Below are 24153 nucleotides of genomic sequence, written 5' to 3'. Positions count from 1 at the left end.
ATGGACTATCGTGGCGATGGAGGATGAATAATGAATATTCGCGATCTTGAATACCTGGTAGCGCTCGCCGAACACCGCCACTTCCGGCGGGCGGCTGACTCATGCCATGTGAGCCAACCGACGCTCAGCGGACAGATCCGCAAGCTGGAGGATGAGCTTGGCGTCATGCTGCTGGAGCGCACCAGCCGTAAGGTTCTGTTTACCCAGGCGGGGCTGTTGCTGGTGGATCAGGCGCGTACCGTGTTACGCGAAGTAAAAGTGCTCAAGGAAATGGCAAGCCAACAAGGGGAAACCATGTCCGGGCCGCTGCATATCGGCCTGATCCCGACAATTGGCCCGTACCTGCTGCCGCACATCATTCCGATGCTGCATCAGACCTTCCCGAAGCTGGAAATGTATCTGCACGAAGCGCAGACCCATCAGCTGCTGGCTCAGCTCGACAGCGGTAAGCTCGACTGCGCCATCCTGGCGCTGGTCAAAGAGAGCGAGGCCTTTATCGAGGTGCCGCTGTTCGATGAGCCGATGATGCTGGCTATCTATGAAGATCATCCGTGGGCGAACCGCGATCGGGTGCCGATGTCGGATCTGGCCGGTGAAAAGCTGCTGATGCTGGAGGATGGCCACTGTCTGCGCGATCAGGCGATGGGCTTCTGCTTTGAAGCGGGGGCGGATGAGGATACCCACTTCCGCGCGACCAGCCTGGAAACGCTGCGCAATATGGTGGCGGCAGGCAGCGGCATTACCCTGCTGCCGGCGCTGGCGGTGCCGCAGGAGAGAAAACGCGATGGCGTAGTCTACCTGCCGTGCATTAAGCCAGAGCCAAGACGCACCATCGGTCTGGTTTATCGTCCGGGCTCCCCGCTGCGCAGCCGCTATGAACATCTGGCGGAGGCCATCCGCGGCACGATGGATGGCCATTTCGACAAGGCGTTAAAACAGGCGGTTTAAGCCGTTCAGCGCGGCAACCCGGTACGCTTCCGCCATGGTCGGGTAGTTAAAGGTGGTGTTGACGAAGTACTCAATGGTGTTGCCACCGCCTTTCTGCTCCATGATCGCCTGGCCGATATGAATAATTTCGGCCGCGCGCTCGCCAAAGCAGTGAATGCCAAGGATCTCCTTGGTTTCACGATGGAACAGGATCTTCAGCGTACCAACGCTCATACCGACGATTTGCGCCCGCGCCAGGTGTTTAAACTGGGCGCGGCCCACCTCATACGGCACTTTCATCGCCGTCAGCTGCTGCTCGGTTTTCCCGACGGAGCTGATTTCCGGAATGGTATAGATCCCGGTCGGGATATCTTCAATCAGATGCGCTGAGGCTTCGCCTTTCACCAGCGCCTGGGCGGCAATGCGTCCTTGATCGTAAGCGGCAGAAGCCAGGCTTGGATAGCCGATGACATCGCCAACCGCATAGATGTGCGGGAGGGCGGTCTGATACATGCTGTTGACCTTCAGCTGACCGCGGCTGTCGGTCTGCAGACCGATATTTTCCAGCGCCAGGGTGTCGGTGTTGCCGGTGCGGCCGTTAGCGTACAGCAGGCAATCGGCCTTCAGCTTTTTGCCGGACTTCAGGTGCATGATCACCCCGTCATCCACCCCTTCAATTTTCTCATACTCCTCGTTGTGGCGAATAACCACGCCGCTGTTCCAGAAGTGATAAGAGAGCGAGTCTGACATCTCCTGATCGAGGAAGGCCAGCAGACGATCGCGGGTATTGATCAGATCGACCTTCACCTCCATGCCGCGGAAGATCGACGCATATTCACAACCGATCACCCCGGCGCCGTAAATGATCACATGGCGCGGCTCATGCTGCAGGCTGAGAATCGAATCGCTGTCATAGATGCGCGGGTGGTGGAAATCGACATCCGCCGGATGGTAGGGGCGCGATCCGCAGGCGATAACGAATTTCTCCGCGGTCACAGTCTCAACCGTGCCGTCATGGCACTCCAGCGCCAGAGTATGCTCATCCACGAAGTGGGCATTGCCCTGCAGAATTTCACAGTGGTTGCGCTCATAGAATCCCTGGCGCATATGAGTCTGCTGGTTGATGACGCTGTCGGCATGGTTAAGGATGTCGGCGAAAGAAGAGCGAAGAAGGCGGGAGTGGTCGCTGTAGAGGGGGTTTTGGTTAAACTCGATAATACGGCTGACGGCATGGCGGAGGGCTTTCGACGGGATGGTGCCCCAGTGGGTGCAACCGCCGCCGACATTATGGTAGCGCTCGATGACGGCAACGCGTGCTCCCTGTTTCACCAGTCCCATGGCGGCGCCTTCCCCGCCAGGACCGGAACCAATCACTATTGCATCATAATCCCAAGAGTGTGACATGGCATTACTCACCTGTTTTATACATAAAATAAACACGATGATAACATTCGCTGCGCTTTAACCCAATTATCGTTGTGCTTTTTTGCAGCATAAAAGCAGAAACGGCTCGTAAACAATCATTCACAATCCAGGGCAAACCGATTAGTTTTAATCTCTGGTATAGTGCCAGCAGGGCTATTGGAAGGATTCATACATCGTGATGGGCGTAAGAGCACAACAAAAAGAAAAAACCCGCCGTTCGCTGGTGGAAGCGGCATTCAGCCAACTTAGCGCTGAGCGGAGTTTCGCCAGCCTGAGCTTGCGTGAAGTGGCCCGGGAAGCAGGGATCGCGCCGACGTCCTTTTATCGTCATTTTCGCGACGTCGATGAGCTGGGCCTGACGATGGTCGATGAGAGCGGACTGATGCTGCGCCAGCTGATGCGCCAGGCGCGCCAGCGGATAGCCAAAGGCGGCAGCGTGATCCGTACCTCGGTCTCCACCTTTATGGAATTTATCGGTAACAACCCGAACGCCTTCCGCCTGCTGCTGCGCGAGCGCTCGGGAACTTCTGCGGCGTTTCGCGCCGCCGTCGCACGCGAGATCCAGCACTTTATTGCGGAACTCGCCGACTATTTAGAACTCGAAAACCATATGCCGCGCGCCTTTACCGAAGCGCAGGCTGAAGCTATGGTCACCATCGTTTTTAGCGCTGGCGCGGAAGCGCTGGATGTCGGCCCTGAGCAGCGCCGGCAGCTGGAGGAACGGTTGGTACTGCAGCTTCGAATGATCTCGAAAGGCGCGTATTACTGGTATCGCCGTGAACAAGAAAAAATGTCACATCATTCCGAATAACGTGAAGGACGAGCAATGAAACACTCAGTTCAAGATAAAGGTACGCTGCTGCTGGCGCTGATTGCCGGGTTATCCATTAATGGCGCCTTTGCGGCGCTGTTCAGTTCGATAGTTCCGTTTTCCGTCTTCCCCATTTTATCCCTGCTGCTGACGGTCTACTGTCTGCATCAGCGCTATCAGAATCGCAGTATGCCCGTTGGGCTACCGGGCCTGGCCGCCGCCTTTTTTATTCTCGGGGTGCTGTTGTACAGCACCGTCGTGCGTGCGGAGTACCCGGATATCGGTTCTAACTTCTTCCCGGCCGTTCTGTCCGTCGCGATGGTCTTCTGGATCGGCTACAAGATGCGTAACCGCAAAGATACCGCAGCCGAGTAAGCCGCCAGCGGTAAAAAAACCGGCAATATGACGTTGCCGGTTTTTTTGGGCCTATTTGCGGGTCAGCAGGACGCCGCACTCCATGTGATGGGTATACGGGAACTGGTCGAACAGCGCCAGCCGGGTAACGTTGTGCGTCTGGCTTAGCGTTTCCAGATTGCGACACAGCGTTTCCGGGTTGCACGAAATGTACAAAATACGCGGATAGGCCTGCACCATTTTTTCCGTCTCGCTGTCCAGCCCGCTGCGCGGTGGATCGACGAAGATGGTTTCGCACTGATAGCTATGCAGATCGATACCCTGCAGCCGGTTGAACTGCCGCACCCCGTTCATCGCCTGAGTAAACTCTTCCGCCGCCATGCGGATAATCTGCACGTTGTCGATATGGTTAGCGGCGATGTTGTACTGCGCCGCCGCCACCGACGGTTTGGCGATTTCGGTGGCCAATACGCGATCGAAATTACGCGCCAGCGCCAGCGAGAAGTTACCGTTGCCGCAGTACAATTCCAGCAGGTCGCCAGTCGCCCCTTTGGTGACATCCAGTGCCCACTCCAGCATCTGAATGTTCATGGCCGCGTTCGGTTGGGTAAAGCTGTTTTCCACCTGACGGTAGATCATCTCCCGCCCGCCAACCGGCAGGCGTTCATCTATATAGTCTTGATCGAGCTCGATTTTGGTTTTGGTCGCCCGCCCAATCAGATGCACATTGAGCCCCTGGGCTCGCAGGGCGTCACGCAGCGCCTCCGCTTGCTCACGCCAGGCATCGTCCAGCTTTTTATGATACAGCAGCGAAACGACCGCCTGGTTGCTGAGGGTGGTCAGATAGTCAATCTGGAACAGCTTCTGGCGTAGCACGGGATTGTTGCGTACGCCCTCCAGCATGGCGGTCATCAGCTGATTGATCAGCGCGCTGGCGGCCGGGAAGCTGTCAACGCGAATCCGCGACCGGGTCTGCTGATCGAAAATAATATGGTACAGATCGTCGCCATCGTGCCACAGACGGAACTCGGCGCGCATACGGTAGTGGCTGACCGGCGAACGAAACACTTCCGGAACCGGCGCGGCAAAAGGCGCCATCATGGTTTGCAAACGGACGACTTTTTCTGCCAGCTGCGCTTCGTATTGTTCGGTAGGAAGGTGTTCGGGGGTCATGATGTATCCTGAATAAAATAAGTACGCGGGGATTGTAGGGAAAGCGCCGGGGATGTCCAGCCTCGAATGCCGCGGGAAATATAATTAGCAGTCTGGACATCTATATGGTTCTGATTGTAGCATTCGCCTACCGGTCCTGTGAGTTAAAAGGGAACCCAGTGGAAATCTGGGGCTGACGCGCAGCGGTAAGGAAGGTGAGAAATGAGCGCACTCGGTGCAGACACTGCGGCTAGCCGTGGGAAGTCATTATTTCTTGAAACAGCCTCCAAGCCCGAAGACCTGCCGGAATACGTCGCACTGGGTTTTATCGTCGCGAGCAACTGATAAAACCTGCGGCATCCTTTTTCTGTTTCGGATGCTTTTACAATGATTAAAAAAGCTTCGCTGATGACGGCCTTATCCGTCACGGCATTTTCCGGCTGGGCGCAGGATAGCAATTCAGATACGTTGGTGGTGACAGCAAACCGTTTTCAACAGCCGGTCAATACCGTGCTGGCGCCGACCGACATTGTGACGCGCGATGACATCGACCGCTGGCAGTCCAAAGATTTAAACGATGTCATGCGTCGTCTTCCCGGGGTCGATATTGCCCGCAACGGCGGCATGGGGCAGAGCGCTTCGCTGTATGTTCGGGGGACGGAGGCTCGTCACGTGCTGGTGCTGATCGACGGTGTGCCGATGGCGCGTCCGGGGATCTCCAACGGGGTAGATATCAGTCAGATCCCTATCTCACTGGTCCAGCGGGTGGAATACATCCGCGGCCCGCGCTCCGCGGTGTACGGCTCCGGAGCGATCGGCGGGGTGGTGAACATCATCACCATGACCGACGCTGAGCGTTCGCAGATCAACGCCGGCGCGGGTACGAACGGCTATCAGTCCTATGACGGCGCCTTTAACAAGCGGTTTGGCGATACGTTGGTTACCGCTGCTGGCGCCTATCAGACCACCAAAGGGTTTAACGTCCAGCCGAATTCCTCTTACAGCGGCGACAGCGATCGCGACGGCTACCGCAATAAAATGCTGTGGGGCGGGGTACAGCATCAGTTCGATGACAACTTCTCGGGGTTCTTCCGCGGCTATGGTTATTCCGCCAACGCTGACTATGACCAGGGTAACTGGGGCTACGCAGGTGGAAACGATGAAGATCAATCCTATACCCAATCCTGGGATACCGGTCTGCACTACCACTCCGGAATTTACTCCACCCAGCTGATTGCTAACTATCAGCGCATCAAAGATTACAACTACAGCAGCGACGCTGGCCGCTATGCCGCGGGCACCACCCTGGATGATATGGAACAGCGCTATATCCAGTGGGGAAATAATGTTGTGGTAGGCCATGGGGCAGTGAGCGGCGGCGTTGACTGGAAACAAGAGAAGCTGAAATCCAGCGGAACGACCAGTACCGACGTGTATAAGCGTGACACCACCGGTCTTTATCTGACGGGACAGCAGCAGATTGACAGCGTGACGCTGGAAGCTTCCGGCCGTGAGGATCATGACGAGCAGTTTGGCTGGCACGGTACCTGGCAGACGGCCGTAGGCTGGGAATTTATCGACGGTTATCGGACAACGCTCTCGTACGGCACAGGATTCCTCGCCCCCTCCCTCGGGCAGCAGTACGGTGCAGAACGCTTTGGCATCGCCTCTAACCCGAATCTGAAGCCAGAGGAGTCGAAGCAATGGGAAGCGGGCCTTGAAGGGTTAACTGGGCCGGTCGACTGGCGCCTCTCCGCGTATCGCTATGAGATTCAAAACCTCATCGATTACGACAACAACGCCTATTACAACGTCAAGTCGGCGACGATTAAGGGGCTGGAGTGGACGGGGAATATAACCACCGGGCCGGTGGAGCACCATCTGACGCTGCAGTATGTTGACCCTCGCGATGATGAAACCAATAAGATCCTCTATCGCCGGGCGAAGCAGCAGGTGAAATACGAGCTGAACGGCCAGGTCTACGATCTGGGGTGGGATGTGACGTATCACTACATCGGCAAGCGTTACGATTATGACTACGACAACTCGCGTACCGTCAATATGGGTGGGTTGAGCCTCTGGGATGTCGGTTTATCGTATCCCGTCACCTCACACCTGACAGTTCGTGGTAAAATAGCCAACCTGTTCGATAAAGATTACGAGACAGTTTATGGCTACCAATCTGCAGGACGGGAATACACCTTGTCTGGCAGCTACACCTTCTGATCCACGTCCCACCGTGCTGGTGTTTGATTCCGGCGTCGGTGGGTTGTCGGTTTATAATGAGATTCGGCAGCTGCTGCCGAATCTGCATTACATCTATGCTTTCGATAACGTTGCCTTCCCCTATGGCGAGAAGAGCGAGGAGTTTATCGTTGAGCGCGTTGTGGAAATCGTCACTGCTGTCCAGCAGCGTTATCCCCTGGCGCTGGCGGTGATCGCCTGCAATACCGCCAGTACCGTCTCCCTGCCTGCCCTGCGTGAAAAGTTCGCTTTCCCCGTCGTTGGCGTGGTGCCGGCGATCAAGCCCGCCGCCCGTTTAACGGCGAACGGCATTGTTGGCCTGCTGGCGACGCGCGGTACCGTAAAGCGTCCTTATACCCGTGAGCTGATCGACCGCTTTGCCAATGAATGTCGGATTGAAATGCTGGGGTCGGCGGAGCTGGTGGAGCTGGCGGAAGCGAAGCTGCACGGCGAGCCTGTTCCGTTAGAAGAGCTGCGCCGTATCCTGCGCCCATGGCTGCGGATGCAGGAGCCGCCGGATACGGTGGTGCTGGGCTGCACCCACTTTCCTCTTTTACAGGAGGAGCTGCAGCGCGTTCTGCCGGAAGGCACACGGTTGATCGATTCCGGCGCGGCGATTGCCCGTCGCACCGCCTGGCTGTTAGAGCATGAAGCGCCGGATGCGAAGTCCAGCGACGAGAATAAAGCATTCTGCATGGCGCTGACGGCAGAAACAGAACAGCTTTTACCCGTTCTGCGTCGCTATGGCTTCTCGACGCTGGAAAAATTACCGCTCTAAGGGCGTTTTGCACAAAAAAGAGACGGTTGAATAATTTTTTGAAAACAGGGCTTGTCAACGTCTCAGAACTCCCTATAATGCGCCTCCACTGACACGGAACAACGGCAAGCAAGCCGCCGGGTCAGCAGGGTTTTAGCGGTGAAGTTCAGCGCTAAAAACTGACAGAGAAAAGCAAAATAAGGGCTTGACTCTGAATGAGGAAAACGTATTATACGGGACCTCGCAACGGTGAGCTGAAAGCCGCGTTGCAACTGCTCTTTAACAATTTATCAGACAATCTGTGTGGGCACTCAAAGTGACATGGATTCTTAACGTCCTCGGACGAAAAATGAATACCAAGTCTCAAGAGTGAACACGTAATTCATTACGAAGTTTAATTCTTTGAGCATCAAACTTAAATTGAAGAGTTTGATCATGGCTCAGATTGAACGCTGGCGGCAGGCCTAACACATGCAAGTCGAGCGGTAGCACAGAGAGCTTGCTCTCGGGTGACGAGCGGCGGACGGGTGAGTAATGTCTGGGAAACTGCCTGATGGAGGGGGATAACTACTGGAAACGGTAGCTAATACCGCATAACGTCGCAAGACCAAAGTGGGGGACCTTCGGGCCTCATGCCATCAGATGTGCCCAGATGGGATTAGCTAGTAGGTGGGGTAACGGCTCACCTAGGCGACGATCCCTAGCTGGTCTGAGAGGATGACCAGCCACACTGGAACTGAGACACGGTCCAGACTCCTACGGGAGGCAGCAGTGGGGAATATTGCACAATGGGCGCAAGCCTGATGCAGCCATGCCGCGTGTGTGAAGAAGGCCTTCGGGTTGTAAAGCACTTTCAGCGGGGAGGAAGGCGATAAGGTTAATAACCTTGTCGATTGACGTTACCCGCAGAAGAAGCACCGGCTAACTCCGTGCCAGCAGCCGCGGTAATACGGAGGGTGCAAGCGTTAATCGGAATTACTGGGCGTAAAGCGCACGCAGGCGGTCTGTCAAGTCGGATGTGAAATCCCCGGGCTCAACCTGGGAACTGCATTCGAAACTGGCAGGCTAGAGTCTTGTAGAGGGGGGTAGAATTCCAGGTGTAGCGGTGAAATGCGTAGAGATCTGGAGGAATACCGGTGGCGAAGGCGGCCCCCTGGACAAAGACTGACGCTCAGGTGCGAAAGCGTGGGGAGCAAACAGGATTAGATACCCTGGTAGTCCACGCCGTAAACGATGTCGATTTGGAGGTTGTGCCCTTGAGGCGTGGCTTCCGGAGCTAACGCGTTAAATCGACCGCCTGGGGAGTACGGCCGCAAGGTTAAAACTCAAATGAATTGACGGGGGCCCGCACAAGCGGTGGAGCATGTGGTTTAATTCGATGCAACGCGAAGAACCTTACCTGGTCTTGACATCCACAGAACTTTCCAGAGATGGATTGGTGCCTTCGGGAACTGTGAGACAGGTGCTGCATGGCTGTCGTCAGCTCGTGTTGTGAAATGTTGGGTTAAGTCCCGCAACGAGCGCAACCCTTATCCTTTGTTGCCAGCGGTTCGGCCGGGAACTCAAAGGAGACTGCCAGTGATAAACTGGAGGAAGGTGGGGATGACGTCAAGTCATCATGGCCCTTACGACCAGGGCTACACACGTGCTACAATGGCATATACAAAGAGAAGCGACCTCGCGAGAGCAAGCGGACCTCATAAAGTATGTCGTAGTCCGGATTGGAGTCTGCAACTCGACTCCATGAAGTCGGAATCGCTAGTAATCGTAGATCAGAATGCTACGGTGAATACGTTCCCGGGCCTTGTACACACCGCCCGTCACACCATGGGAGTGGGTTGCAAAAGAAGTAGGTAGCTTAACCTTCGGGAGGGCGCTTACCACTTTGTGATTCATGACTGGGGTGAAGTCGTAACAAGGTAACCGTAGGGGAACCTGCGGTTGGATCACCTCCTTACCTTAAAGAACCTGCCTTTGCAGTGCTCACACAGATTGTCTGATGAAAAACAGCAGTAAAAACCTCTACAGGCTTGTAGCTCAGGTGGTTAGAGCGCACCCCTGATAAGGGTGAGGTCGGTGGTTCAAGTCCACTCAGGCCTACCAAATTTGCGAAGCAAATTTGAAGAGGTTTCAAACGATGGGGCTATAGCTCAGCTGGGAGAGCGCCTGCTTTGCACGCAGGAGGTCTGCGGTTCGATCCCGCATAGCTCCACCATCTTTACTGCGAACACAAGAAAACTTCAGAGTGAACCTGAAAAGGTGCACTGCGAAGTTTTGCTCTTTAAAAATCTGGATCAAGCTGAAAATTGAAACGACACACAGTTAATGTGTGTTCGAGTCTCTCAAATTTTCGCAATCAGAAGTGAAACATCTTCGGGTTGTGAGGTTAAGCGACTAAGCGTACACGGTGGATGCCCTGGCAGTCAGAGGCGATGAAGGACGTGCTAATCTGCGAAAAGCGTCGGTAAGGTGATATGAACCGTTATAACCGGCGATGTCCGAATGGGGAAACCCAGTGTGATTCGTCACACTATCGTTAACTGAATACATAGGTTAACGAGGCGAACCGGGGGAACTGAAACATCTAAGTACCCCGAGGAAAAGAAATCAACCGAGATTCCCCCAGTAGCGGCGAGCGAACGGGGAGCAGCCCAGAGTCTGAATCAGCTTGTGTGTTAGTGGAACGGTCTGGAAAGTCCGACGGTACAGGGTGATAGTCCCGTACACCAAAATGCACAGGTTGTGAACTCGAAGAGTAGGGCGGGACACGTGGTATCCTGTCTGAATATGGGGGGACCATCCTCCAAGGCTAAATACTCCTGACTGACCGATAGTGAACCAGTACCGTGAGGGAAAGGCGAAAAGAACCCCGGCGAGGGGAGTGAAAAAGAACCTGAAACCGTGTACGTACAAGCAGTGGGAGCACCTTCGGGTGTGACTGCGTACCTTTTGTATAATGGGTCAGCGACTTATATTCTGTAGCAAGGTTAACCGTATAGGGGAGCCGCAGGGAAACCGAGTCTTAACTGGGCGTTAAGTTGCAGGGTATAGACCCGAAACCCGGTGATCTAGCCATGGGCAGGTTGAAGGTTGGGTAACACTAACTGGAGGACCGAACCGACTAATGTTGAAAAATTAGCGGATGACTTGTGGCTGGGGGTGAAAGGCCAATCAAACCGGGAGATAGCTGGTTCTCCCCGAAAGCTATTTAGGTAGCGCCTCGTGAATTCATCTTCGGGGGTAGAGCACTGTTTCGGCTAGGGGGTCATCCCGACTTACCAACCCGATGCAAACTACGAATACCGAAGAATGTTATCACGGGAGACACACGGCGGGTGCTAACGTCCGTCGTGAAGAGGGAAACAACCCAGACCGCCAGCTAAGGTCCCAAAGTCATGGTTAAGTGGGAAACGATGTGGGAAGGCACAGACAGCCAGGATGTTGGCTTAGAAGCAGCCATCATTTAAAGAAAGCGTAATAGCTCACTGGTCGAGTCGGCCTGCGCGGAAGATGTAACGGGGCTAAACCATGCACCGAAGCTGCGGCAGCGACACGATGTGTTGTTGGGTAGGGGAGCGTTCTGTAAGCCTGCGAAGGTGTGCTGTGAGGCATGCTGGAGGTATCAGAAGTGCGAATGCTGACATAAGTAACGATAAAGCGGGTGAAAAGCCCGCTCGCCGGAAGACCAAGGGTTCCTGTCCAACGTTAATCGGGGCAGGGTGAGTCGACCCCTAAGGCGAGGCCGAAAGGCGTAGTCGATGGGAAACAGGTTAATATTCCTGTACTTGGTGTTACTGCGAAGGGGGGACGGAGAAGGCTATGTTAGCCGGGCGACGGTTGTCCCGGTTTAAGCATGTAGGCTGGTTATCCAGGCAAATCCGGATAATCAAGGCTGAGGTGTGATGACGAGGCACTACGGTGCTGAAGTAACAAATGCCCTGCTTCCAGGAAAAGCCTCTAAGCATCAGGTAACATCAAATCGTACCCCAAACCGACACAGGTGGTCAGGTAGAGAATACCAAGGCGCTTGAGAGAACTCGGGTGAAGGAACTAGGCAAAATGGTGCCGTAACTTCGGGAGAAGGCACGCTGGTGTGTAGGTGAAGTCCCTGCGGATGGAGCTGAGACCAGTCGAAGATACCAGCTGGCTGCAACTGTTTATTAAAAACACAGCACTGTGCAAACACGAAAGTGGACGTATACGGTGTGACGCCTGCCCGGTGCCGGAAGGTTAATTGATGGGGTTATCCGTAAGGAGAAGCTCTTGATCGAAGCCCCGGTAAACGGCGGCCGTAACTATAACGGTCCTAAGGTAGCGAAATTCCTTGTCGGGTAAGTTCCGACCTGCACGAATGGCGTAATGATGGCCAGGCTGTCTCCACCCGAGACTCAGTGAAATTGAACTCGCTGTGAAGATGCAGTGTACCCGCGGCAAGACGGAAAGACCCCGTGAACCTTTACTATAGCTTGACACTGAACATTGAGCCTTGATGTGTAGGATAGGTGGGAGGCTTTGAAGCGTGGACGCCAGTCTGCGTGGAGCCAACCTTGAAATACCACCCTTTAATGTTTGATGTTCTAACGTTGGCCCCTGACCGGGGTTGCGGACAGTGTCTGGTGGGTAGTTTGACTGGGGCGGTCTCCTCCCAAAGCGTAACGGAGGAGCACGAAGGTTAGCTAATCCTGGTCGGACATCAGGAGGTTAGTGCAATGGCATAAGCTAGCTTGACTGCGAGCGTGACGGCGCGAGCAGGTGCGAAAGCAGGTCATAGTGATCCGGTGGTTCTGAATGGAAGGGCCATCGCTCAACGGATAAAAGGTACTCCGGGGATAACAGGCTGATACCGCCCAAGAGTTCATATCGACGGCGGTGTTTGGCACCTCGATGTCGGCTCATCACATCCTGGGGCTGAAGTAGGTCCCAAGGGTATGGCTGTTCGCCATTTAAAGTGGTACGCGAGCTGGGTTTAGAACGTCGTGAGACAGTTCGGTCCCTATCTGCCGTGGGCGCTGGAGAATTGAGGGGGGCTGCTCCTAGTACGAGAGGACCGGAGTGGACGCATCACTGGTGTTCGGGTTGTCATGCCAATGGCACTGCCCGGTAGCTAAATGCGGAAGAGATAAGTGCTGAAAGCATCTAAGCACGAAACTTGCCCCGAGATGAGTTCTCCCTGAGACTTTAAGTCTCCTGAAGGAACGTTAAAGACGATGACGTTGATAGGCCGGGTGTGTAAGCGCAGCGATGCGTTGAGCTAACCGGTACTAATGAACCGTGAGGCTTAACCTTACAACGCCGAAGATGTTTTGGCGGGTTTGAGAGAATTTTCAGCTCTGATACAGATTAATCGATACGTTGGTGAGACGTGTTGATAAAACAGAATTTGCCTGGCGGCACTAGCGCGGTGGTCCCACCTGACCCCATGCCGAACTCAGAAGTGAAACGCCGTAGCGCCGATGGTAGTGTGGGGTCTCCCCATGTGAGAGTAGGGAACTGCCAGGCATCAAATTGCAGTAAGCCGGGGTGACAACCGGTGGTAATAAAGCGAAGAAATTCGGTGGAGCGGTAGTTCAGTCGGTTAGAATACCTGCCTGTCACGCAGGGGGTCGCGGGTTCGAGTCCCGTCCGTTCCGCCACTTATTTAACATTAAGCCTGCTCAAATAGCAGGCTTAGTGGTAAGAAAATTTTAGGGGCGTAGTTCAATTGGTAGAGCACCGGTCTCCAAAACCGGGTGTTGGGAGTTCGAGTCTCTCCGCCCCTGCCATTTATAAGAATCCTTTGCTCAGGCAAAGGATTTTTTTTATCTCTAATCTCCATTGGCAATATCCCCTACGAAAATACCTTGCTGATCTCCGTCCATGGAGAGTAGCGTTTATTCCAGAATAGGGTTTTTCAGGATCTCATGGATCTGCGCCTGCTTATCGCTATTTTGTAACCAGATCGCATAAAGTGGACGGGATAACGTAGCGCTGTCCATGACCGTATGTAACCCATGCTTCTCTTTCGCCCAGCGAGCAGGTAGCCAACAGCAGCCGTTCAGGCGCGATAATTGCTGATAGATCAGTTCAGCTGAAGAGGTAGTGAGCAGCGGAACATCATCGCTTCCTATCAGTCCCACTTCGTTTTGCTGAAAATCAGGCCCCCATTCAAGGCGCAAGTAATTCAATTCATTTCTGTTTTTTGCAGGCGATGCGCAATACAGGGCAAGAGTAAAATTACCCAACAGCTGGCTGCTTAATTCATCCATCTTCGGCGATTCGGTGGTGATCAGCAGATCCAACTGGCGTTCGTGAAGCTGTTTAACCAACGACTGCCGCTGCGCGATACGGGCTTCAAACTGGAGATTGTAAGATGCGCTGTAGAGGGTACCGAGCCAGCTGTTAAGCATACATTCCCACAGGGAGGCGCTGGCCCCAATGGAGAATTCATTATGTCGCGAAGAGTGTGCCACCTCCTTGCGCGCAGCCTGCCAGGTATTCATGAGCGTTTCGGCATAGGGGAGGAGCTTTTCGCCGGCGGTCGTCAGGCGGATGTTATTACGATGACGGGTGAACAGATTCACACCAAGTTGATTTTCCAGCTGACGAATACGAAAGCTGACTGCTGACTGTGTCAGGTAAAGCGCCTCTGCTGCTCGCCCAAAGTGACGAGTTCTACTCACTTCCAGGAAAGTCTTGAGCAATTCCGTATCCACACCGTTCTCCACAAAATTATTTGTCGTGATGATTTAAATGTTTTGTTTGACGCTCTGTCAAGCGTAACTAATACTCCGCGCCATAAATAGCTCGGCCAAAGAATCAGGAGCGTGTAGGATGGCGGAAAGCTTTACGACGACTAATCGTTTTTTCGACAATAAAAATTATCCACGCGGGTTCTCCCGTCACGGTGATTTCACCATCAAAGAGGCGCAACTGCTGGAACGTCATGGTTATGCCTTTAACGAACTGGAACTGGGTAAGCGCGAACCTGTTACCGAAGATGAAAAACAATTTGTCTCGGTGTGCCGTGGTGAACGTGAGCCGGTGACGGAAGCAGAACGCGTATGGATTAAGTATATGGCGCGTATCAAGCGGCCGAAGCGTTTCCATACTCTGTCCGGCGGCAAACCGCAGATGGAAGGCGCTGACGATTACACCGAAAGCGATGACTAAGAAAAAAGGGCGTAAGCCCTTTTTTTACGCCATCATTTTCTGCAGATGGTTGAGCATCCGATCAATTGCCCGATAGCTGAGCGCCTCCTGCAAATGACAGCGTTCAATCTCTTCAACCTCTGCCAGATCGGCAATGGTTCTCGCAACCTTTAACAGACGCTGCCAGGCGCGAATAGAAAGCCCCAGCTGCGTTAGCGTCTGTTCCAGCCAGACAGCATCCTCCCGCCTTAAGCGACAGCAGTTCTTCATTTCACGATTCTCAAGATGGGCATTGAGTTTATTTTGCCTGAGTATTTGTCGTTCACGCGCCGCCAGCACCCGCTGCCGGACCGTTGCGCTCGATTCTTCGCCCTGCGAGCCCTGACTCAGTATTCCTGGCGGCGGCAATGGGATCTCTAAGGAAAGATCGAAGCGGTCGAGGAAGGGGCCTGACAGGCGTCCAAGGTAGCGCAATGTCTGCTCCGGCGATGCACGATTATGTTTACCCTGATAATGTCCTGTCGGGCTTGGATTCATCGCTGCAATAAGCTGAAAGCGCGCCGGATAGTCAATTTTGGCGCGCGAGCGTGATATGTGGATCTTGCCTGACTCAATGGGTTCGCGTAGCGCATCCAGTACCCGCCGCTCAAACTCCGGCAGTTCATCAAGAAACAGCACGCCATTATGGGCCAGGGAAATCTCACCGGGGACCGGTATCGAGCCGCCGCCCACCATCGCTGCCAGCGAGGCGCTATGGTGGGGGGCGCGGAACGGCCTCTGACGCCACCGCGTCTTTGCGGTGTGGAGGTTGACCAGACTCTGTATGGCCGCGCTCTCCAGCGCTTCCTGATTGCTTAATGGCGGCAGGAGACCGGGGAGTCGGCTGGCTAGCATGGTTTTCCCGGTCCCGGGCGGGCCTATCAGGAGCAGATTGTGACCACCGGCGGCCACAATCTCCAGCGCTCGTTTGCCCTGCTGCTGGCCGATAACATCGAGCAGATCTTCGTAGCGTTCATCCCGAGCAGGCGCCTCGGCGAGAGGCGGCGAAAGCGATGTCTGCCCCGCAAGAAATGCGCAAACCTCCTGCAGATGGTCGGCGACCAGACAATCGCTGCCGCCGATCAGGCCGACCTCCGCCGCATTGTCAGAGGAGACGACAATGCGCCGGCCGGCTTTGATGGCCTCCATTGCGCTGGGGATTGCCCCTGGAACGCCTCGTAACCCACCTGTAAGGGCGAGTTCGCCCACAAACTCATATTGATTCAGTCGCGTCGTGTTGAGCTGCTCTGAGGCAACGAGAAGCGCGAGAGCGATGGGCAGATCGTATCGTCCGCCTTCTTTGGGCAGATCCGCTGGCGCCAGGTTAATGGTTATCTTCTTCGCAGGAAAAGCGTAGCCGCTGTTGATCAGGGCGCTGCGGACCCGGTCGCGGGCCTCTTTCACGGTGGTTTCCGGCAGCCCGACCATAGTTAGACCAGGAAGACCGTTGCTGAGATGAACCTCAACGGTAATCAATGGCGCTTCGATACCGAGCGCCGCGCGAGTATAGACGATAGCGAGCGACATAAAACCTCCTGGACAGAGAAGAATTATGGTTGGCATGACGTAAAGCGAGAATGGAAAAAGTGCGAATTTAGAACTGCGTATCCATACTTTTCGCGGCATATCGTTACATTTAGCCGAAAATGGACGTTTGATCGCAAAACAGAGCTATGTTGGCAAAGAGGGCGCCGAAGAGCGCGGCAGGCGTGAGAAAACTGAATTTTTTTCATTTTTGATTTTTTTCATATAAAACAATTATTTTTATTGAAACCGTTAGGCTGATCAGCAACGAAGATATAAAAAAATCTTGTGCTTTATGTGATGTCTGTGGTAACTCTTTAGGTATTCCTTCGAACAAGAAGCCAGAAAGTATAAAAAATGACAGCCCTTCTACGAGTGATTAGCCTGGTCGTGATTAGCGTGGTGGTGATTATTATCCCACCGTGCGGGGCTGCACTTGGACGAGGAAAGGCTTAGAAATCAAGCCTTAACGAACTAAGACCCCCGCACCGAAAGGTCCGGGGGTTTTTTTATAACTGAAATAACCTAAGCGAGGAGCAGATGATGACTTTTAGCATAAAATTCTGTTTCTCCCGATTTATGACGGGGAACTAACTATGAATGGCGCGCAGTGGGTGGTACATGCTTTGCGGACACAGGGAGTCGACACAGTTTTTGGCTATCCGGGTGGCGCAATTATGCCGGTTTACGATGCACTGTATGACGGCGGCGTGGAGCACCTGCTGTGCCGGCATGAGCAAGGGGCAGCCATGGCGGCCATTGGTTATGCGCGAGCAACCGGTAAAACCGGGGTGTGTATCGCGACGTCCGGCCCGGGCGCGACCAATCTGATCACCGGCCTGGCGGACGCCCTGCTTGACTCTATTCCCATCGTAGCTATCACCGGCCAGGTGGCCGCACCCTTCATCGGCACGGATGCGTTCCAGGAAGTAGACGTTCTCGGTTTGTCACTGGCCTGTACTAAGCACAGTTTCCTTGTGCAGTCTCTGGACGAACTGCCGCGGGTTATTGCCGAGGCTTTCCAGGTGGCAAACTCAGGCCGTCCAGGTCCGGTGCTGGTTGATATCCCTAAGGATATTCAGATGGCGCAGGGCGACCTCGATCCCCATTTCTCTACCGTCGCCGATGAGATGGCATTTCCGCAGGCGGAAGTGGCGCAGGCTCTGCAGATGCTGGCCCAATCGCAGCAACCGATGCTGTATGTTGGCGGCGGGGTCGGCATGGCGCAGGCGGTACCGGCTTTGCGCGAATTCCTGGCGGTGACCAGGATGCCGGCAACATGCACCCTGAAAGGGCTGGGCGTGGTGGATGCTGATTATCCCTATTATCTCGGCATGCTGGGAATGCACGGCACTAAGGCGGCTAACCTGGCGGTACAGGAGTGCGATCTGCTGATCGCCGTCGGTGCGCGCTTTGACGATCGCGTAACCGGTAAGCTCAATACCTTCGCACCGCATGCCAAAGTGATCCACATGGACATCGATCCGGCGGAGCTGAACAAGCTGCGTCAGGCGCATATCGGTCTGACAGGCGATCTGAACTGCCTGCTGCCCGCGCTGCAGCAGCCGTTAGCTATCGATGGCTGGCGCGAGCGGAGTGCCGCACTGCGTGCCGAGCATGCCTGGCGTTACGATCATCCCGGTGAGGCAATCTACGCGCCGCTGCTGCTGAAGCAGCTTTCCGACCGCAAGCCGGCGGACAGCGTGGTGACCACCGACGTTGGCCAACACCAAATGTGGTCGGCTCAGCATATGACCTATACCCGCCCGGAAAACTTTATCACCTCCAGCGGCTTAGGCACCATGGGCTTTGGCCTGCCGGCCGCCGTTGGCGCCCAGGTGGCGCGCCCTAACGATACGGTGATCTGTATCTCCGGTGACGGCTCCTTCATGATGAATGTACAGGAGCTGGGCACCGTTAAACGCAAGCAGTTACCGCTGAAGATCGTGTTACTCGACAACCAGCGGTTAGGGATGGTTCGACAATGGCAGCAGCTGTTTTTCCAGGAACGTTATAGCGAAACCACTCTGACTGATAACCCTGATTTCCTCACGCTGGCCAGCGCCTTCGGTATTCCTGGCCAACACATCACCCGTAAAGACCAGGTTGAAGCGGCACTCGACACCATGCTTTCGAGCCAGGGGCCATACCTGCTTCATGTCTCAATCGACGAACTTGAGAATGTCTGGCCGTTGGTGCCGCCCGGCGCCAGTAACTCTGAAATGCTGGAGAAATTATCATGATGCAACATCAGGTCGCTTTACAGGCACGTTTCAACCCGGAAACCTTAGAGCGCGTGCTGCGCGTTGTCCGCCACCGGGGTTTCCACATCTGCGCAATGAACATGGAAACCGCGCCGGACGCACAGAACATAAATATAGAATTGACCGTTGCCAGCCCGCGGCCCGTCGAATTACTGTTTAGTCAATTAAGCAAACTGGTCGACGTTGCCTGCGTCGAGATCCAGCAACCCACATCACAACAAATCCGCGCCTGAGCGCAAAGGAAGAAAAATGACGACGAAAAAAGCTGATTACATTTGGTTCAATGGCGAGATGGTTCCGTGGGGCGAAGCGAAAGTTCATGTGATGTCCCATGCGCTGCACTACGGTACCTCGGTATTCGAGGGGATCCGTTGCTACGACTCGCACAAAGGCCCGGTGGTGTTCCGTCATCGCGAACATATGCAGCGTCTGCATGATTCAGCCAAAATTTATCGTTTCCCGGTCTCCCAGAGCGTCGACGAACTGATGGAAGCCTGCCGCGAAGTCATTCGAACCAATAATCTGACCAGCGCTTATATCCGTCCGCTGGTGTTTGTTGGCGATGTCGGCATGGGGGTAAACCCGCCTCCGGGTTACAACACTGACGTGATCATCGCGGCGTTCCCATGGGGAGCCTACCTCGGCGCAGAAGCGCTTGAGCAGGGGATCGATGCAATGGTCTCTTCCTGGAACCGCGCGGCGCCGAACACTATCCCGACGGCAGCGAAAGCCGGTGGTAATTATCTTTCCTCGCTGCTGGTTGGCAGTGAAGCGCGTCGCCATGGCTATCAGGAAGGTATCGCCCTCGATGTTAACGGCTATATCTCCGAAGGCGCAGGGGAAAACCTGTTTGAAGTGAAGGACGGTGTACTGTTCACCCCGCCGTTTACCTCTTCCGCGCTGCCGGGCATTACCCGCGACGCCATTATCAAGCTGGCGAAAGATCTTGGTATCGAAGTCCGCGAGCAGGTGTTGTCCCGTGAATCCCTGTATCTGGCGGATGAAGTCTTCATGTCCGGCACTGCGGCGGAAATCACCCCGGTGCGCAGCGTGGACGGCATCCAGGTCGGCGCAGGCCGTCGCGGTCCGGTAACCAAACGCATTCAGGAAGCCTTCTTTGGCCTCTTCACCGGTGAAACAGAAGATAAATGGGGCTGGTTGGATCCGGTAAGTAAGTAATTAAAAATGGGACGGCACGCACCGTCCCATTTAATAAACACAGATGGGAGTAAAAAGAGCATGCCTAAGTACCGTTCCGCCACCACCACACATGGCCGCAATATGGCGGGCGCCCGCGCGTTGTGGCGCGCAACCGGAATGACCGATGCCGATTTCGGCAAACCGATTATCGCCGTCGTTAACTCCTTTACCCAGTTTGTCCCCGGGCACGTGCACCTGCGCGATCTCGGCAAACTGGTTGCCGAGCAGATTGAAGCCGCCGGTGGCGTGGCCAAAGAATTCAACACCATCGCAGTGGATGATGGGATCGCTATGGGCCACGGGGGTATGCTCTATTCACTGCCATCCCGCGAGCTGATCGCCGACTCGGTGGAGTATATGGTTAACGCCCACTGCGCTGATGCCATGGTTTGTATCTCCAACTGCGACAAAATCACCCCGGGGATGCTGATGGCCTCCCTGCGTTTGAATATTCCGGTGATCTTTGTTTCCGGCGGCCCGATGGAAGCCGGGAAGACCAAGCTGTCAGATAAAATCATCAAGCTTGACCTGGTGGATGCGATGATTCAGGGGGCGGATCCGAAAGTGTCCGACGAGCAGAGTAATCAGGTGGAACGCTCCGCCTGCCCGACCTGCGGCTCCTGTTCCGGGATGTTCACGGCGAACTCCATGAACTGCCTGACCGAAGCGCTGGGCCTGTCACAGCCGGGCAACGGCTCTCTGCTGGCGACCCACGCCGATCGTAAGGAGCTGTTCCTAAACGCCGGGAAACGTATCGTGGAGCTGACCAAACGCTATTACGAGCAGGATGACGCTTCCGCGCTGCCGCGCAATATCGCCAGCAAGGCGGCCTTTGAGAACGCTATGACGCTGGATATCGCCATGGGCGGCTCCACCAATACCGTTCTGCACCTGCTGGCGGCGGCGCAGGAAGCTGAAATCGACTTCACCATGAGCGATATCGATAAGCTCTCCCGCAAAGTGCCGCAGCTGTGTAAGGTGGCGCCGAGCACGCAGAAATACCATATGGAAGATGTGCATCGCGCCGGCGGCGTGCTGGGCATTCTGGGCGAGCTGGACCGCGCCGGGCTGCTGAATCGCGAGGTCAAAAACGTCCTTGGCCTGACGCTGCCGCAGACCTTGGAACAGTACGATGTGATGGTGACCCAGGACGACGCGGTGAAAAAAATGTTCCGCGCCGGCCCGGCAGGCATTCGTACCACCCAGGCGTTCTCGCAAGACTGCCGCTGGGATACCCTGGATGACGATCGCGCCGAAGGCTGTATCCGTTCTCTGGAACACGCTTACAGCAAGGACGGCGGCCTGGCGGTGCTGTACGGCAATTTCGCAGAAAACGGTTGTATCGTGAAAACCGCCGGCGTGGACGACAGCATCCTGAAATTTACCGGTCCGGCGAAAGTATATGAGAGCCAGGACGATGCGGTTGAGGCCATCCTCGGCGGTAAAGTCGTGGAAGGCGACGTCGTGGTGATCCGCTACGAAGGGCCGAAAGGCGGGCCGGGGATGCAGGAGATGCTTTACCCCACCAGCTTCCTGAAGTCGATGGGGCTGGGCAAAGCGTGCGCGCTGATCACCGATGGCCGTTTCTCCGGCGGCACCTCAGGGCTCTCTATCGGTCACGTCTCTCCGGAAGCGGCGAGCGGCGGCAACATTGCGCTCATTGAAGATGGCGACATGATCGCGATTGATATTCCGAACCGCAGCATCCAGCTGCAGCTGAGCGATGCGGAAATTGCGGCGCGTCGTGAAGCCCAGGAAGCGCGTGGCGACCAGGCGTGGACGCCGAAGAATCGCCAGCGTCAGGTCTCCTTTGCTCTTCGCGCCTACGCCAGCCTGGCGACCAGCGCCGACAAAGGCGCGGTACGCGATAAATCCAAGCTGGGTGGCTAATCATGGCGGATTCACAACCCTTGTCCGGCGCCCCTGAGGGCGCCGAGTACCTGCGAGCAGTGCTGCGCGCGCCGGTTTATGAAGCGGTGCAGAAAACGCCGCTGCAAAAAATGGATAAGCTCTCGTCGCGGCTGGATAACGTTATTCTGGTGAAGCGTGAAGATCGCCAGCCGGTACACAGCTTTAAGCTGCGCGGCGCTTACGCGATGATGTCCAGCCTGACTGCCGAACAGAAATCCCACGGGGTGATCACCGCTTCGGCGGGCAACCATGCCCAGGGCGTGGCGTTTTCCGCATCGCGGCTGGGCGTTAAGGCGCTGATCGTGATGCCAGTAGCGACCGCCGATATCAAAGTCGATGCCGTTCGCGGCTTTGGCGGCGAAGTGCTGCTGCACGGCGCCAACTTTGACGAAGCGAAGGCGAGAGCGATTGAGCTGGCGCAACAGCAGGGTTTTACCTGGGTGCCGCCGTTCGATCACCCAATGGTCATCGCCGGACAGGGAACCCTGGCGCTGGAGCTGCTGCAGCAGGATGCCCATATTGACCGCGTATTCGTCCCGGTGGGCGGCGGCGGTCTGGCAGCGGGCGTGGCGGTGCTGATCAAGCAGCTGATGCCGCAGATCAAAGTGATCGCGGTGGAGGCGGAAGATTCTGCTTGCCTGAAGGCAGCGCTGGACGCAGGCCATCCGGTGGATCTGCCGCGCGTCGGCTTGTTTGCCGAAGGCGTGGCGGTCAAACGCATCGGCGATGAAACGTTCCGTTTATGCCAGGAGTATCTGGACGATATCATCACCGTCGATAGCGATGCTATCTGCGCGGCGATGAAGGATCTGTTCGAAGATGTGCGGGCGGTGGCGGAGCCTTCCGGCGCGCTGGCGCTGGCGGGGATGAAAAAGTATATCGCCCAGCATAACATCCGCGGCGAGCGTCTGGCTCACATCCTGTCCGGGGCCAACGTCAACTTCCACGGCCTGCGCTACGTGTCCGAGCGCTGCGAGCTCGGGGAACAGCGCGAAGCGCTGCTGGCGGTGACGATCCCGGAAGAGAAAGGTAGCTTTTTGAAGTTTTGCCAGCTACTGGGGGGCCGCTCGGTGACGGAGTTCAACTACCGCTTTGCCGATGCCAAAGACGCCTGTATTTTTGTCGGGGTACGCCTGAGTCGTGGCCTGGAAGAGCGCAAAGAGATCCTCCAGTTACTGAACGACGGCGGCTACAGCGTGGTGGATCTCTCTGATGATGAGATGGCTAAGCTGCATGTGCGCTATATGGTCGGCGGCCGGCCGTCAAAAGCGCTGCAGGAGCGGCTGTTCAGCTTCGAGTTTCCGGAATCGCCGGGGGCGCTGCTGAAATTCCTGCATACCCTTGGCACCCACTGGAATATTTCACTGTTCCACTACCGCAGCCACGGCACTGACTATGGTCGGGTACTGGCGGCCTTCGAGTTGGGCGAGCACGAGCCGGACTTTGAAACTCGTCTTAATGAGCTGGGCTATGAGTGCCACGACGAAACGCATAACCCGGCATTCCGCTTTTTCCTCGCGGGTTAGTGGTTGGGAAGAATTTTCCAGAAAGCATCAATAAGCGGCTCATGCAGCCGCTTTTTTTGTGCGCAAACGCCCAGCTCAAACGGCGTTTGCTCATCGCTGCGCTCCAGGATCATCACCCTGTTGCGTACCGGCTCCGGACTGTTCTCCAGCACCACTTCCGGCAGCAGCGCCACGCCGCATCCCAGGGCGACCATCGACACCATCGCTTCGTGCCCGCCGACGGTGGCGTAGATCGACGGATTGCTGATTTTATGCCGCCGAAACCACAGCTCGATGCGCCGACGTACCGGCCCCTGGTCGGCCATGATAAAGGGCACTGTCGACCAGTCGGGGCGCTCGACGGTCACCTGGTTGCGCACCGGGCAGGGAAGGGCCGGGGCAATTAACACCACGGCGAGGTTCTCCAGCATCGAAAACGCCACCGACCCTGGCAGAGTCTCCGGCTTACCGGCAATCGCCAGGTCGGCTTCGCCGGTGACGACCTTCTCCATAGCGTCGGCGGCGTCGCCGGTCGAGAGCTTGATCTCTACCGAGGGGTGCGCGGCGCGAAAGCGGTCGAGGATCGGCGGCAGATGGCTATAGGCGGCGGTGACAGAGCAGAAGATATGCAGCTCGCCGGAGAGCGAAGGGCCCTGCTGATCGATGACGTGACGAAGCTGCTGGTACTGCAATAAAGTTTGCTGGGCAAAGGTACGTAACTCTTCCCCGGCTTCGGTAAGGGTCACCGTGCGATTATCTCGCACGAACAGCGGCTGGCCGAGGTCCTCTTCCAGGCGTTGGATCTGGCGCGAAAGCGTCGACGGGCTGACGTGCATGGCCCGCGCGCTGCGGCCAAAATGGCGGCTTTCCGCCAGATGCAGAAAGGTTTTCAGATCGCGTAAATCCACGGCG

At 55.7% G+C, this 24153-nt stretch carries 17 protein-coding genes, 4 tRNA genes, 3 rRNA genes and 1 riboswitch; of the genes, 19 read left to right on the top strand and 5 right to left on the bottom strand.

Translation table 11 applies throughout. From position 1 onward, the window contains the following. The first annotated feature begins 30 nt into the window (after positions 1-30). Positions 31-948 carry a DNA-binding transcriptional regulator OxyR gene (gene oxyR, locus IB144_RS25445; protein WP_002883015.1) on the top strand — a complete coding sequence of 306 codons (918 nt, stop codon included), beginning with the start codon at positions 31-33 and terminating at the stop codon, positions 946-948. On the opposite strand, the gene sthA is transcribed toward oxyR, so the two are convergent. Beyond that, complete coding sequence (gene sthA, locus IB144_RS25440; RefSeq protein WP_002883016.1) at positions 931-2331, bottom strand: Si-specific NAD(P)(+) transhydrogenase; 1401 nt, start codon at positions 2329-2331, stop codon at positions 931-933. The two genes, oxyR and sthA, sit on opposite strands and share 18 nt — an antisense overlap. A 196-nt stretch (positions 2332-2527) precedes the next feature. Here sthA and fabR point away from each other — a divergent pair, with 196 nt between their 5' ends. Together fabR and IB144_RS25430 are read left to right on the top strand one after the other, a co-directional pair. Further along, positions 2528-3163 carry an HTH-type transcriptional repressor FabR gene (gene fabR / locus IB144_RS25435; protein WP_004151856.1) on the top strand — a complete coding sequence of 212 codons (636 nt, stop codon included), beginning with the start codon at positions 2528-2530 and terminating at the stop codon, positions 3161-3163. A 15-nt stretch (positions 3164-3178) separates the two neighbouring features. After that, positions 3179-3538, top strand: coding sequence for a YijD family membrane protein (locus IB144_RS25430; protein ID WP_002883021.1), 360 nt, complete (start codon positions 3179-3181; stop codon positions 3536-3538). Positions 3539-3589: 51 nt separating this feature from the next. On the opposite strand, the gene trmA is transcribed toward IB144_RS25430, so the two are convergent. After that, positions 3590-4690, bottom strand: a complete 1101-nt coding sequence (gene trmA / locus IB144_RS25425) for a tRNA (uridine(54)-C5)-methyltransferase TrmA (protein ID WP_002883023.1) — start codon at positions 4688-4690, stop codon at positions 3590-3592. A 114-nt stretch (positions 4691-4804) separates the two neighbouring features. Then, a riboswitch (cobalamin riboswitch) is annotated at positions 4805-4992 on the top strand. A 64-nt stretch (positions 4993-5056) separates the two neighbouring features. Here trmA and btuB point away from each other — a divergent pair. The 9 genes from btuB to IB144_RS25380 all read left to right on the top strand — a co-directional run bounded on the left by btuB (position 5057) and on the right by IB144_RS25380 (position 13432). Next, positions 5057-6895 (top strand): TonB-dependent vitamin B12 receptor BtuB, encoded by a 1839-nt coding sequence (gene btuB / locus IB144_RS25420; RefSeq protein WP_064162498.1) that lies wholly within the window; start codon positions 5057-5059, stop codon positions 6893-6895. Further along, a complete protein-coding gene (gene murI / locus IB144_RS25415; protein ID WP_002883026.1) occupies positions 6840-7691 on the top strand; it encodes a glutamate racemase in 852 nt (283 codons plus the stop codon). Before btuB ends, murI begins: the two co-directional genes overlap by 56 nt. A 396-nt stretch (positions 7692-8087) precedes the next feature. Next, positions 8088-9627: ribosomal RNA gene (locus IB144_RS25410) — 16S ribosomal RNA — on the top strand. 69 nt (positions 9628-9696) lie between these two features. Then, positions 9697-9773: transfer RNA gene (locus IB144_RS25405), tRNA-Ile, on the top strand. A 36-nt stretch (positions 9774-9809) separates the two neighbouring features. Then, a tRNA-Ala gene (locus tag IB144_RS25400) sits at positions 9810-9885 on the top strand. A gap of 169 nt (positions 9886-10054) precedes the next feature. Next, positions 10055-12956 (top strand): 23S ribosomal RNA (locus IB144_RS25395). Between the two features lie 97 nt (positions 12957-13053). Then, positions 13054-13169 (top strand): 5S ribosomal RNA (rrf, locus tag IB144_RS25390). Together the 16S, 23S and 5S rRNA genes with 4 tRNA genes alongside form the textbook arrangement of a ribosomal RNA operon. A gap of 57 nt (positions 13170-13226) precedes the next feature. Further along, positions 13227-13303: transfer RNA gene (locus IB144_RS25385), tRNA-Asp, on the top strand. A 53-nt stretch (positions 13304-13356) separates the two neighbouring features. Further along, positions 13357-13432 (top strand) — tRNA-Trp (locus tag IB144_RS25380). 108 nt (positions 13433-13540) lie between these two features. Here IB144_RS25380 and hdfR read toward each other — a convergent pair. Beyond that, positions 13541-14362: an HTH-type transcriptional regulator HdfR gene (hdfR, locus tag IB144_RS25375; protein ID WP_040215592.1), complete on the bottom strand. Its 822-nt coding sequence runs from the start codon at positions 14360-14362 to the stop codon at positions 13541-13543. A 118-nt stretch (positions 14363-14480) separates the two neighbouring features. On the opposite strand from hdfR, the gene IB144_RS25370 reads away from it, so the two are divergent. Next, positions 14481-14819, top strand: a complete 339-nt coding sequence (locus tag IB144_RS25370; protein ID WP_004146520.1) for a DUF413 domain-containing protein — start codon at positions 14481-14483, stop codon at positions 14817-14819. 24 nt (positions 14820-14843) lie between these two features. Here IB144_RS25370 and IB144_RS25365 read toward each other — a convergent pair whose 3' ends face one another. Next, a complete protein-coding gene (locus tag IB144_RS25365) occupies positions 14844-16364 on the bottom strand; it encodes a YifB family Mg chelatase-like AAA ATPase (RefSeq protein ID WP_040235663.1) in 1521 nt (506 codons plus the stop codon). A 354-nt stretch (positions 16365-16718) separates the two neighbouring features. Here IB144_RS25365 and ilvL point away from each other — a divergent pair, with 354 nt between their 5' ends. From ilvL to ilvA, 6 genes are all read left to right on the top strand, one after another. Next, positions 16719-16817, top strand: coding sequence for an ilv operon leader peptide (ilvL, locus tag IB144_RS25360; protein WP_001311244.1), 99 nt, complete (start codon positions 16719-16721; stop codon positions 16815-16817). A gap of 140 nt (positions 16818-16957) precedes the next feature. Continuing rightward, positions 16958-18604 carry an acetolactate synthase 2 catalytic subunit gene (gene ilvG, locus IB144_RS25355; protein WP_002883142.1) on the top strand — a complete coding sequence of 549 codons (1647 nt, stop codon included), beginning with the start codon at positions 16958-16960 and terminating at the stop codon, positions 18602-18604. Then, the gene (gene ilvM / locus IB144_RS25350; RefSeq protein WP_002883170.1) at positions 18601-18858 is read left to right on the top strand and encodes an acetolactate synthase 2 small subunit; all 258 of its coding nucleotides are present in this window, start codon (positions 18601-18603) and stop codon (positions 18856-18858) included. Before ilvG ends, ilvM begins: the two co-directional genes overlap by 4 nt. A 16-nt stretch (positions 18859-18874) precedes the next feature. Further along, entirely contained in the window at positions 18875-19804 is a 930-nt protein-coding gene (gene ilvE, locus IB144_RS25345) for a branched-chain-amino-acid transaminase (RefSeq protein WP_002883171.1), read from the top strand. A 60-nt stretch (positions 19805-19864) separates the two neighbouring features. Further along, positions 19865-21715, top strand: coding sequence for a dihydroxy-acid dehydratase (gene ilvD, locus IB144_RS25340; RefSeq protein WP_002883173.1), 1851 nt, complete (start codon positions 19865-19867; stop codon positions 21713-21715). A gap of 2 nt (positions 21716-21717) precedes the next feature. Next, a complete protein-coding gene (gene ilvA / locus IB144_RS25335) occupies positions 21718-23262 on the top strand; it encodes a threonine ammonia-lyase, biosynthetic (protein ID WP_002883174.1) in 1545 nt (514 codons plus the stop codon). Here ilvA and ilvY read toward each other — a convergent pair. Continuing rightward, positions 23259-24149: an HTH-type transcriptional activator IlvY gene (gene ilvY / locus IB144_RS25330; protein ID WP_002883176.1), complete on the bottom strand. Its 891-nt coding sequence runs from the start codon at positions 24147-24149 to the stop codon at positions 23259-23261. The genes ilvA and ilvY overlap by 4 nt on opposite strands. Positions 24150-24153: the final 4 nt, after the last annotated feature.

Source organism: Klebsiella sp. K4 (assembly GCF_014596785.2).
In the GTDB taxonomy this organism is placed as follows: domain Bacteria; phylum Pseudomonadota; class Gammaproteobacteria; order Enterobacterales; family Enterobacteriaceae; genus Klebsiella; species Klebsiella pneumoniae.
The sequence above is the reverse complement of the archived record's forward strand: the minus strand, read 5'-3'. Positions and strand labels throughout refer to the sequence as shown.

Excerpts from the sequence above, each read along its gene's own strand:
- IB144_RS25365 (WP_040235663.1), bottom strand. The coding sequence starts at position 16,364 with ATGTCGCTCGCTATCGTCTATACTCGCGCGGCGCTCGGTATCGAAGCG.
- ilvD (WP_002883173.1), top strand. The coding sequence starts at position 19,865 with ATGCCTAAGTACCGTTCCGCCACCACCACACATGGCCGCAATATGGCG.
- ilvA (WP_002883174.1), top strand. The coding sequence starts at position 21,718 with ATGGCGGATTCACAACCCTTGTCCGGCGCCCCTGAGGGCGCCGAGTAC.
- btuB (WP_064162498.1), top strand. The coding sequence starts at position 5,057 with ATGATTAAAAAAGCTTCGCTGATGACGGCCTTATCCGTCACGGCATTT.
- murI (WP_002883026.1), top strand. The coding sequence starts at position 6,840 with ATGGCTACCAATCTGCAGGACGGGAATACACCTTGTCTGGCAGCTACA.
- ilvE (WP_002883171.1), top strand. The coding sequence starts at position 18,875 with ATGACGACGAAAAAAGCTGATTACATTTGGTTCAATGGCGAGATGGTT.
- trmA (WP_002883023.1), bottom strand. The coding sequence starts at position 4,690 with ATGACCCCCGAACACCTTCCTACCGAACAATACGAAGCGCAGCTGGCA.
- IB144_RS25430 (WP_002883021.1), top strand. The coding sequence starts at position 3,179 with ATGAAACACTCAGTTCAAGATAAAGGTACGCTGCTGCTGGCGCTGATT.
- ilvM (WP_002883170.1), top strand. The coding sequence starts at position 18,601 with ATGATGCAACATCAGGTCGCTTTACAGGCACGTTTCAACCCGGAAACC.
- sthA (WP_002883016.1), bottom strand. The coding sequence starts at position 2,331 with ATGTCACACTCTTGGGATTATGATGCAATAGTGATTGGTTCCGGTCCT.
- IB144_RS25370 (WP_004146520.1), top strand. The coding sequence starts at position 14,481 with ATGGCGGAAAGCTTTACGACGACTAATCGTTTTTTCGACAATAAAAAT.
- oxyR (WP_002883015.1), top strand. The coding sequence starts at position 31 with ATGAATATTCGCGATCTTGAATACCTGGTAGCGCTCGCCGAACACCGC.
- ilvL (WP_001311244.1), top strand. The coding sequence starts at position 16,719 with ATGACAGCCCTTCTACGAGTGATTAGCCTGGTCGTGATTAGCGTGGTG.
- ilvG (WP_002883142.1), top strand. The coding sequence starts at position 16,958 with ATGAATGGCGCGCAGTGGGTGGTACATGCTTTGCGGACACAGGGAGTC.